14 protein-coding genes are annotated in these 9,640 nt (G+C 27.6%); all 14 read left to right on the forward strand.

What is annotated here, in order from left to right; genetic code table 11:
- The first annotated feature begins 465 nt into the window (after positions 1 to 465).
- The 14 genes from I4V51_RS19685 to I4V51_RS19750 all read left to right on the forward strand — a co-directional run bounded on the left by I4V51_RS19685 (position 466) and on the right by I4V51_RS19750 (position 8,736).
- A complete protein-coding gene (locus tag I4V51_RS19685; protein WP_347708675.1) occupies positions 466 to 1,317 on the forward strand; it encodes a tyrosine-type recombinase/integrase in 852 nt (283 codons plus the stop codon).
- Positions 1,318 to 1,393: 76 nt separating this feature from the next.
- Complete coding sequence (locus I4V51_RS19690) at positions 1,394 to 1,594, forward strand: BhlA/UviB family holin-like peptide (RefSeq protein ID WP_195990140.1); 201 nt, start codon at positions 1,394 to 1,396, stop codon at positions 1,592 to 1,594.
- A gap of 12 nt (positions 1,595 to 1,606) precedes the next feature.
- A complete protein-coding gene (locus I4V51_RS19695; protein ID WP_195990141.1) occupies positions 1,607 to 1,813 on the forward strand; it encodes a hypothetical protein in 207 nt (68 codons plus the stop codon).
- Positions 1,814 to 1,864: 51 nt separating this feature from the next.
- Entirely contained in the window at positions 1,865 to 2,830 is a 966-nt protein-coding gene (locus tag I4V51_RS19700; protein WP_195990142.1) for an N-acetylmuramoyl-L-alanine amidase, read from the forward strand.
- A gap of 104 nt (positions 2,831 to 2,934) precedes the next feature.
- A complete protein-coding gene (locus tag I4V51_RS19705; protein WP_195990143.1) occupies positions 2,935 to 3,135 on the forward strand; it encodes a helix-turn-helix domain-containing protein in 201 nt (66 codons plus the stop codon).
- Positions 3,136 to 3,269: 134 nt separating this feature from the next.
- Positions 3,270 to 4,172, forward strand: coding sequence for a ParM/StbA family protein (locus I4V51_RS19710; protein ID WP_195990144.1), 903 nt, complete (start codon positions 3,270 to 3,272; stop codon positions 4,170 to 4,172).
- Positions 4,160 to 4,381 carry a hypothetical protein gene (locus I4V51_RS19715; RefSeq protein WP_195990145.1) on the forward strand — a complete coding sequence of 74 codons (222 nt, stop codon included), beginning with the start codon at positions 4,160 to 4,162 and terminating at the stop codon, positions 4,379 to 4,381. The genes I4V51_RS19710 and I4V51_RS19715 overlap by 13 nt, the downstream gene beginning before the upstream one ends.
- Positions 4,382 to 4,541: 160 nt before the next feature.
- Positions 4,542 to 4,715: a hypothetical protein gene (locus tag I4V51_RS19720; RefSeq protein WP_195990146.1), complete on the forward strand. Its 174-nt coding sequence runs from the start codon at positions 4,542 to 4,544 to the stop codon at positions 4,713 to 4,715.
- Positions 4,712 to 5,026, forward strand: coding sequence for a hypothetical protein (locus I4V51_RS19725; RefSeq protein ID WP_195990147.1), 315 nt, complete (start codon positions 4,712 to 4,714; stop codon positions 5,024 to 5,026). Before I4V51_RS19720 ends, I4V51_RS19725 begins: the two co-directional genes overlap by 4 nt.
- A 54-nt stretch (positions 5,027 to 5,080) precedes the next feature.
- The gene (locus I4V51_RS19730) at positions 5,081 to 6,337 is read left to right on the forward strand and encodes an FAD-dependent oxidoreductase (protein WP_195990148.1); all 1,257 of its coding nucleotides are present in this window, start codon (positions 5,081 to 5,083) and stop codon (positions 6,335 to 6,337) included.
- Between the two features lie 370 nt (positions 6,338 to 6,707).
- Positions 6,708 to 6,920 (forward strand): hypothetical protein, encoded by a 213-nt coding sequence (locus I4V51_RS19735; RefSeq protein ID WP_195990149.1) that lies wholly within the window; start codon positions 6,708 to 6,710, stop codon positions 6,918 to 6,920.
- A 164-nt stretch (positions 6,921 to 7,084) separates the two neighbouring features.
- Positions 7,085 to 7,255 (forward strand): hypothetical protein, encoded by a 171-nt coding sequence (locus I4V51_RS19740; RefSeq protein WP_195990150.1) that lies wholly within the window; start codon positions 7,085 to 7,087, stop codon positions 7,253 to 7,255.
- A gap of 771 nt (positions 7,256 to 8,026) precedes the next feature.
- Positions 8,027 to 8,485: a hypothetical protein gene (locus tag I4V51_RS19745; RefSeq protein ID WP_195990151.1), complete on the forward strand. Its 459-nt coding sequence runs from the start codon at positions 8,027 to 8,029 to the stop codon at positions 8,483 to 8,485.
- A 47-nt stretch (positions 8,486 to 8,532) separates the two neighbouring features.
- Positions 8,533 to 8,736, forward strand: a complete 204-nt coding sequence (locus I4V51_RS19750) for a hypothetical protein (RefSeq protein ID WP_195990152.1) — start codon at positions 8,533 to 8,535, stop codon at positions 8,734 to 8,736.
- The last annotated feature ends 904 nt before the right edge of the window (positions 8,737 to 9,640 follow it).

A 9,640-nucleotide genomic window follows, 5' to 3' on the forward strand; every position in this document is an offset into this window, starting at 1 on the left:
TTATTTCATCAGAGCCCATTTATAAAGGATATGATGATTTTCTAAAATTATGTGGTATAGATTAATTCATAATTGATTTAATGTTTATAGGACAATCTATATAAAAAATAAAAAATAATGAATAAAAAAAAATAGACTAGGGTAATCTAATAGTGCAAACAAATTAGAAAAGTACCTGGTCTATTTTATAGACTATAGGGCCTAAAAATTTTAACGTTAAATCTTCAGGCATTACTATGTCTACAAGTATATTATAGACCATTCTTTTTTAATTTATACAATAAAAAATAATAAATTAAACGAAAGAAGGTCAAAATATGAATTGCAATGAAGAATTTGTTGTAAAAGCAATTGGAAAACTTACTTTGGAATTTAATTTTGATTGGCAACAACAAAGAAAAATAAATGAAATATTGCATCTAGCATTATTATGAATATGATGTTTTATCTAAAGAAACTACATTAATGACTAGTGATCTTGAAGAAAAGATAATGCTTTATCTTCAAGTAAAAAAATTAGAACATTATTCTGATAGTACTTTAAAAAACTATTTTTATGTATTAAGAAGATTTGAAAATTTTTTAAAGAAGCCAGTTGCTACTATATCTAAAAATGATATTAGGTTTTTCTTAGCAAATTGCTATGCTGATAATAAAGCTAGTACAGTAAATACAATTATATTTTGCTTAAAAGGTTTCTTCCAGTGGCTAACAGATGAAGAGTTTATACCTAAAAATCCAGCTAGACTTATAAAGGCAACTAAGATTCCTAAACGATTAAGGCATTCCTTAACGGTAAAGGAATTGGAGCAGCTTAGATTAGCATGCAATACTGAGCGGGAAAGGGCATTGCTAGAATTTCTTTTCGCTACTGGATGTAGAATTGGTGAGGTTGTTAAAACTAATATATCAGATTTAGATCTTAATAATAACTCTTTAAAAGTTATAGGAAAAGGAGATAAACAAAGAATTGTTTACTATAATGATAAAACTAAATTGTATTTAGAAAATTATTTGAAAACTAGGAAGGATAATAATCCAGCATTATTTATATCTGAAAGATTCCCATTTGACCGTATGGGAATACGAGGATTAGAATGTATAATATCAAAGGTTGGTGTACGTGCAAAATTAACTAAAGATATTTATCCACATTTAATTAGGCATACAATGGCTACTTTAGGGCTAAGAGCGGGAGCCGATATATCAACCATTCAACATTTGTTAGGACATACGTCTCCAGCTACAACTGAAACCTATGCAGAACAAAGTTGCGAAAATTTAAGACATGAATATAATCAACATTTTACACAATAGAGCTTACTTATGTAGGCTCTTTTTATATTACAAAAGATAATACCGTAATCTGGAATAACTTTAAGGATGGTGCATTGTGGAAAATGAACTTATTACCTATGTAATATCCAATATAAGCTTTGGAGCATTGTTTGTATGGCTTCTATGGGATACTAGAAAGGACAGTAAACAGAGGGAAGAAAGATACCAGGACACGATTGATAAATTAGCAGATAAGATAGCTATAGTTGAAGATATTGAAAAGGATGTAAAGGAAATAAAAACTAAATTACAGTAAGGAGATTATATGATGAGTAAATTTATAAATAAGGTAACAAGTCTTATAGAAGTTAAAAAGATTATAGCACTATTAGTTATAACAGTGTTTTGTATATTAAGTGCCAAAGAAGTTGTGAGTACAGAGCAATTTACAACAGTTGCTATTATGATAGTATCTTTTTACTTTGGACAATCTACAGTAAAAGGAACAGTAAAGAAAGTTGAAGATCATGAGTAATCATGGTCTTTTTATTTTATAAAAATATATTAAAGAAAGAAGGAATGTAAAATGAAAATAGCAGATAGACCAGGACATACACAAGTTTCACCAGGAGCATCAAAGTTAGTGCAAGAAAATACAGTTGTTAGAGAAGTTTTAGCAGAATTAAATCCATTATTAGCTCAATATAATGAAATGATTAATTGCCATCCAGGGGAAAATGTTTCATATCCATCGGAGTTAAGTTATGGAATTAAAAAAGCAAATGAAGTTAATGCAGACTTATTTTTCTCACTACATGCTAATACAGCGTATGATAAATATGATGGAGAATTAGGAGTGGAAGTATGTGTTCACTCAACTTCTGTAAAAGGTAAAGAAATAGGAAATAAAGTTTGTAGTAATTTATCTAAGCTAGGTTTTAAAAATAGGGGAGTCAAAGTAAGAGATAATCTTGCAGAATGTAATTCTATTAGGAACACATCAATGATAATAGAATTATTTTTCCTAGAGGCAACTAAGGACGTTGAACTTTATAAAAGGTTAGGAGCTAAGAGAATTGCTCATGCGATTGGAAATGCAATAGATAGTAGAATATCATTTGAACCTACAACTAATTCAGGAACAAATGCAGTAGAATCAAACTCTAATAGTATAGAATACCAAGCTCATGTTCAAAACGTTGGATGGATGAATGAAGTTAAAAATGGAGTTACTGCTGGTACTACTGGTAAAGGATTAAGATTAGAAGCTTTTGTAATTAATTATTTTGGACCAGGAAAAATAAAATATCAAGCTCATATACAAAATTATGGATGGACAAGCGAGAGATTGAATGGAGAAGTTTTAGGAACTATTGGGATGTCGCTTAGATTAGAAGCATTTAAGATATGGATAGAAGGGTCTAATCAAAAGATTCAATACAGAGCACATGTAAAAAATAAAGGTTGGTTATCTTGGGTAAGTAATGGAGAAGTATCAGGAACTATAGGAGAAAGTCTTCATATTGAAGCAATAGAAATTAAATTAGTGTAATTATTAAGGCTAGTAGGTAGGAGGAATCTTACTTACTAGCCCTTTTTTATTTTATAAAGGAAATTTTTAATGTAAATAGAATAAATAATTATAGAGGTGGTGTTATGGTCAAAAATAAATTAAAAGAGATTAGAATGACAAAATATATGATGAACTCTAATGAGTTTTGTAAAGTAATTGGAATAAGTCCAAGCACTTATAGTCAAATTGAGACTAATAAGCAGCAAGGTAATATAGAAACAATATTGAAAATAAGTAAGGCTCTTAATCTAAATGTAGAGGATATTTGGTACCTTGAAGATTAAGGGCCTTTTTCTTTTTATAAAAATAATTCCTAAACATAAATTTTATTTATAAATAGGAATATATTTTATACTTACGAATACATATATAACAAAGGGCAACAATGTAGCCTTAAAAAAGTATTCGGAGGGATAATATGGAGACAATAGGTGTTGATTTAGGCAATTGTAACATTAAGACAAGTAAAGGGGTAATAGTTCCTTCTTTAATAACTAAAGGTGAAAATTATTTAATAAGTACAGGGTATCAAATTACATTTAATAATGAAGTTTTTATAATAGGTGAAGGTGATTATGATACTAATTTAGATAAGATCTCTAAAGAAAATCTTTTACCAATGCTTTGTTTAGCAGTTGGGTTAAGTACTAAAGAAGAGTTTATAAGAATAGTTTTGGGATTACCTATAAATCAATATAGAAGCAAAAAAGATAAAATGATTGAAGTAATTCAAGAAAATAGGGTGTTAAATTTCAAATTAAATGGGGAAGAAAGAACTATATATATTGAAGATGCAGCAGTATTCCCAGAAGGAGTTGCAACATATTATTATTTGGATGTAGATAAGAGGAAAACTTTATTAGATAAGGATTTAATAGTTTTAGATATTGGAGGAAGAACTACAGATATAGCATTACTTAAATCAGGGAAGAAAAGAAGTGTAGCTAAAAGCACAAGCTTAGATGTAGGAATGATAAATATATATAATGATTTAATCAATGAAATAAATAGTTTATATACTTTAGGATTAAATATTGAAGATGCAGAAAATATAATAAAAAATGGGTTAGAAGTAGATGGAGAAAAGAAAGATACTACATTTATTAAAAATATTATAAGAAATAATATAGAAAAAGTATTTAAAGAATTAAATATAAGCTATCCAGTTAGAACAAGCCCTATACTTGTTACTGGTGGAGGAGGAAGATCATTCTTTAAGTCTATAAAAAAGAGATATCCATCAGCAGAATTAGTTAATGATAATTTATTTAGTAATGCCAATGGATATAAGAGGGTAGGTGAGAAGTTATGGAGAGATTAAGAATAACTATAGAGTTTAATAAAAATAGAAAGGAGGAATTGAATCTTTATGAAAAGTTACAAAACTATAGTAATCCTGCTGCATATGTAAAAGATGTTCTTAGAGGGTTATTACCTATACCAGGAAAGGTTAACCTAACTAGTATTGAGAATAATTCAGTAGAATTTACGAATGATGAGGAAGATGAAGAGGACTTAATGGATATTTAAGTACCACACTAGTACCACACTATTCAAATTTGGGAGTAGTGTGGTAATGGGGTGGTAATAGGAAAAAAGCTCTCGGTAAAATGGCATTTTTACTAGGAAGAGTGCCGAGAAGAGTAGGGGAGAGTGTGGGAATTTCTAGGTTATATTTAGGAGGGGTTTTATGAAAAAGAGAGAAGAAGATTTGAAAAATATTCGTGTTACTGTACAAGTATCAAAGAAGGAAAAAGAAAGGTTGTCCATTATTGCAGCAGAAAAAGGAATGAGCATTTCTGATTATATAAGAGTTTATTGCATTTATAAACCTTATACAGAGTTTTGGGGAGGACGAGAATGAGTTATGAACAATGTGAAGGTATAAAAGCTATAGTTGGAATTTTGATTTGCTCAATAGCTTTATTGATTATGATAATTAAACATATAATCTTTATACAAGATGATAAAAGATATAAAAATGAATTAAGAGCTGAAAGAGAAAGACTATCATTAATAAGAGAAAAGAAATTGGAAAATTTGAAATTAGAATCTATATCATTAAATTTAAATATTAAAGAGAGGGATATGTTATTTACATTATTATCACGTACGAATCAAACTGAATGTCAATTTTTAAGAGATTCAATTAGAGAAATTATTAAAAGTGAATAAGTTATAAGATGATGGATATACTACAAATACTACTAATGGACAAGTTACCGTAATTTGAAATGGGCAGGATGTGCGGCTGCAATAACAGCAAAAAAAGCAGGAGCAGAAGTTCATCTTTATGAAAAAACAGATCTTTTACTTGGACTTGGTAATGTTGGTGGTATAATGAGAAACAATGGGCGTTATACTGCATCAGAAGAGCTAATTGCATTAGGTGGTGGAGATTTAATTAAATTAACAGACAAATGTGCAAGACATGCTAATATAGATTTTCCAGGTCATAAACATGCAACTTTATATGATGTAAATATTATTGAAGGTGTAGTTAGAGATTATCTTGAAGATATGGGAATAAATATTCATACTGAAAGTCGTGTTAAAGATGTAGATGTTGATAATAAGAAAATAAGAGGAATTTTATTAAGTGATGACACTTATGTTAAAGGTGATGTATTTATAGAAACTACTGGAACTACTGGACCTATGGGCAATTGTTTAAGGTATGGTAATGGATGTTCTATGTGTATTTTGCGTTGCCCTGCTTTTGGACCAAGATTAAGTATTAGTGCAAGGTGTGGAGTTGCTGATATTCAAGGTGAAAGAGATGGAGATGTACTTGGAGCATTTTCTGGATCTTGTAAGCTTGCAAAGGAAAGTTTATCTAAGGATATAAGGGATCAATTAGATCAAACTGGAGTAGTTGTTTTGAAGGTTCCTAAGGAAGATATTAATTATGGTAAGCTTAGTACAAAGGTTTGTCAACAATATGCTCTTAAGGAGTTTGCAGAGAATGTAGTTTTACTTGATACTGGTCATGCAAAGCTTATGACAACTTATTATCCTCTTCAAAAGTTAAGAAAGATACCAGGTCTTGAGCATGTTAAATATGTTGATCCTTATGCAGGAAGTAAGGGGAACTCTATAAGGTATTTATCTATGGCACCAAGAACAAACGATATGAAGGTTGCTGGTGTTGATAATCTTTTCTGTGCTGGTGAGAAATCAGGATTATTTGTTGGTCATACTGAAGCAATATGTACAGGTTCTTTAGCTGGCCATAATGCTGTTAGATTAATGTTAGGAATGCCACTACTAATTTTACCATCATCAATAGCAATTGGGGATTTAATTTCATATGAAAATGCAAAAGGTGCAACTAGGGAAGGTAGAAAGGACAGATATACTTTTGCTGGAGCTGGATATTTTAAGAGAATGCAAGAATTAGGTCTTTATACTGTTGATAAGGATGAAATTAATGATAGGATTAAAAAGGTTAATTTAGATAATATTTTTGAACAAAAATTAGTATAAATGTTTAGTGGAAAGTCTTCTGATAAGTTGGTGTTTAACTTATTGGAAGACTTTATTTATTAAAAATGCAGCTATATATTAAATAGAGAAGATATAGTGTATTGATAGTAAATGAATAATTTACTATACTTATAATTAATAATAAGTATAGGCTAAGATTTAGTTTATGGTACTTTTAGATGGGGGTATTTAGGAAGAAGAGAAGACAAAGTGAAAATTTAAATAAGAAGATACTTTAAGATGCTATTAATACAGTTGAAAAAGTAATAGGATTAAATTATTAAAACTGAAATATAGCATGAATTATTAGGGTGGTTTTTGAGTTAATAATAATAAATATAGTGATTATAAATATTGGAGGTATATAAGTATGGATGAAAAAGAATTTATTGATAGCATACTAAAAAAGGATCCATTTGAGGACAAAGATTTTATACATAAAATTTCTGTAGCTACAACACATTTAATATATAGAAATGGAATAGTTGAAGATATGCATGCAGATGGGAAGCTAACAGATTTAGAGATGAAAGAAATAAACATTTTTATGGTAAATAGACTAGCTTATATTTCAATATATTAATTGATAATGATAAACTAGAGAAGATTTTTATTAAAACTAAAGGTGATTCAATAGAAAAACTATGTAAAGTTATAGTTTTTATTAGTTTTTTAGATGGATTTCAGAAAGGTATTATTAGTAGAGGAAAATTAACTAATGAAGATATAAATAAAGTAGTTAATTATATGGAGAATAAATTAATATTTATTATAGAATCAGTAATTAACAAGGATATTGAATATATAAATAGAATATTAGTAATATCTATGCTGTATGGACATGGATGGAATTATGCTATACCCGATAAAATAGAGTTCGATAAGTTTTTAAATTTATTTAATAAGAAGTTGTATTAAAATGATAATAGTATGAAAATTAATCAAGTTTTATAAGTAAGATTACATAAGTAGAATCTGAGGATAGGCTAATGAATGATAGGGTAAGGCATTAGCTTATTTATCAATTTGCAAGAATTAAAATAAAAAATAGATCAAGGCGTGAAGTAATTAAATTGTACATATTTTTATAAATATTAAGTAAAAATATATTCCTCAAATAAGTGTAATAAATATTTATTACACTTATTTGAGGAGTTATATTTTAGTTAGATACTAATTAAGATATTTAATTAAATCATCAAGATTATCCATATTAAATATTTCGGTAGCAATTACATATAAGGTTTCTTGAGGCAAATTCATTATTTTACTTTTATAATCATTAGGATAATTTTGAATTTTTTTATTAGTTACTTTAATAATAGTTCAGCTTTTTCTTTTTCAATACCTTGGTCAATTCCATTTTTTTAAACCTTCATTATATATCATTTTTCCCACATCAGTCATTGAAACAACCTCCTTAAATCTCTTTTCAGATTTTTCATCCCCAAATTTATCGAGTAAAGAATATAAAATCATTAAACAATTAGTATATTTTTTATTTCAGTTTCTCCAGTAGCAATTATATTTATATTTAATCCTAAGAATTCAGTAGCTTCATTTTTAAATGTTCCAGAGAATAGCACTTAGGAATTTGAGTGTAAAGTTGTAGGTAGAAAAGTTGGTGAGGGAGAATGCTGTATATTTGAAATAAAAGGATTAGAGCAAAGAACTGGTTCGGGAGGTGCTATGTTTGTAGGAGCTCCAACAATAACAGAATTGTTTAAGACATCAAGTTTATTGTCTATAATAACAACTGTTTATATACCAAAAGGTATAGCGATGGATGCAGACAGTAGATTAACAGGAACAACAACTCATAATAATATAATAGACAGACATACTATAAGTGATAATTCACAAAAATTATTTTTATTAAAAAATAATACTATAGGAATAGCTTGTTGTGGAGATGCGATTATTGCTAGAAGATCAGTTGGAGATTTTTTTAGGCAATTTGAAATTGATAACATAGATAAAAGTGATAATATATTAACAATTGTTATTAAGTTAAGAGATTATACAATATCAATGCATGGTTTTGGGGTTAATTATCAGGTTTCTGGATATTTAGATGATGTTCCATATATGTACACAATAATAAATGATCAATTTGTTAGAGAAAACGTAAATGAAAATGGGATATAGTTTATGGTTGTGCTTGGAATGGTGAAGTTGAAGCGGCTAGTAAGTTAGTGAATGCAGAACCAAGAATGCAATTTAACTTTGATTTTATGCAATTAAAAGATGGTGTAGACTTAGCAGAATTTATCGTAGATGTAACAATAAAATATCAAAGATTTGATATGAGATTAGCTACATGTGGTGGCTCAATAGATAGCTTGATAATTACTAAAGACTATTCAAAATTTATAAAGCATAAAGTTTTAAATCATTAGAAATATTTAAAAGATTAGAAGAAATTCCAACGGGTTACGTTTTGAGGTGCAAAGATATAAAATCACATACTAAATCACGCTTATAATCACATACTAAATCACTAAGATTCTAAATCAAATAAATGATTTAGAATCTTTTGCTATACATATATTTATAATAGAAGGAATATATGAAATTAAATAGAAAATTATGTTATAATAGAATTAACTTATACTTTGAACAATTGTATTAAAAAGAGAATTTGCATTGCAAATGCCAAGTAACTATGTAGATATTGACAGAGATTAAAGGATATATTCGGAAGGAGTTTTTTAATGAACATTAATAATACAAAAAACGAGATGATAATATCTATTATATATGCGGTTTTTTTAATTCCAATATACTTATTATTTTCTAATAATTTAATAACTTCAAACTTTTCCCTGCACTTTGTGTATAGTATATTTACTATTATTATGATTATAATATTTAGTACAAAAAAATGTATTTCAAGTTTTAAATCATTAATTAAAATAACAATAATTTACAGTATTCTTAGTTGTGCTATTTTATATTTAATATCAATTTTTTTAGCAAAAACAATGGAACCGTTAGGTATAGGAATTATGATAAATGTTCTATTTTTTTATAATTATTTGTATCTTTTTATTGGAATTCTTTTTAGTTATTTGATAGCAAAAATTAAGAACTATCACTATTTTCAGAAAAAAAATTAAAGGTAATACCTAATCATAGCAAGAGAGAAATTTAATTTCTCTCGAATTGCTCAGGATACCATAACCATGAAGTTAATGAAAGAAAATTTAAAATTTAAAATTTTCAATAAAATAATTTATTTCATAAAAATAAATTATCCTATTTTTATGAAATAAAAATAGTTATTGGTTATTTTATTTGATG

It is taken from the genome of Clostridium sp. D53t1_180928_C8 (genome assembly GCF_015667795.1).
Taxonomy (GTDB): domain Bacteria; phylum Bacillota; class Clostridia; order Clostridiales; family Clostridiaceae; genus Clostridium.

Bases quoted from the DNA above. Each gene is read 5' to 3' on its own strand.
- I4V51_RS19685 (WP_347708675.1), top strand. From the start codon at position 466: ATGACTAGTGATCTTGAAGAAAAGATAATGCTTTATCTTCAAGTAAAA.
- I4V51_RS19695 (WP_195990141.1), top strand. From the start codon at position 1,607: ATGAGTAAATTTATAAATAAGGTAACAAGTCTTATAGAAGTTAAAAAG.
- I4V51_RS19700 (WP_195990142.1), top strand. From the start codon at position 1,865: ATGAAAATAGCAGATAGACCAGGACATACACAAGTTTCACCAGGAGCA.
- I4V51_RS19705 (WP_195990143.1), top strand. From the start codon at position 2,935: ATGGTCAAAAATAAATTAAAAGAGATTAGAATGACAAAATATATGATG.
- I4V51_RS19710 (WP_195990144.1), top strand. From the start codon at position 3,270: ATGGAGACAATAGGTGTTGATTTAGGCAATTGTAACATTAAGACAAGT.
- I4V51_RS19715 (WP_195990145.1), top strand. From the start codon at position 4,160: ATGGAGAGATTAAGAATAACTATAGAGTTTAATAAAAATAGAAAGGAG.
- I4V51_RS19720 (WP_195990146.1), top strand. From the start codon at position 4,542: ATGAAAAAGAGAGAAGAAGATTTGAAAAATATTCGTGTTACTGTACAA.
- I4V51_RS19725 (WP_195990147.1), top strand. From the start codon at position 4,712: ATGAGTTATGAACAATGTGAAGGTATAAAAGCTATAGTTGGAATTTTG.
- I4V51_RS19735 (WP_195990149.1), top strand. From the start codon at position 6,708: ATGGATGAAAAAGAATTTATTGATAGCATACTAAAAAAGGATCCATTT.
- I4V51_RS19740 (WP_195990150.1), top strand. From the start codon at position 7,085: ATGGAGAATAAATTAATATTTATTATAGAATCAGTAATTAACAAGGAT.
- I4V51_RS19745 (WP_195990151.1), top strand. From the start codon at position 8,027: ATGTTTGTAGGAGCTCCAACAATAACAGAATTGTTTAAGACATCAAGT.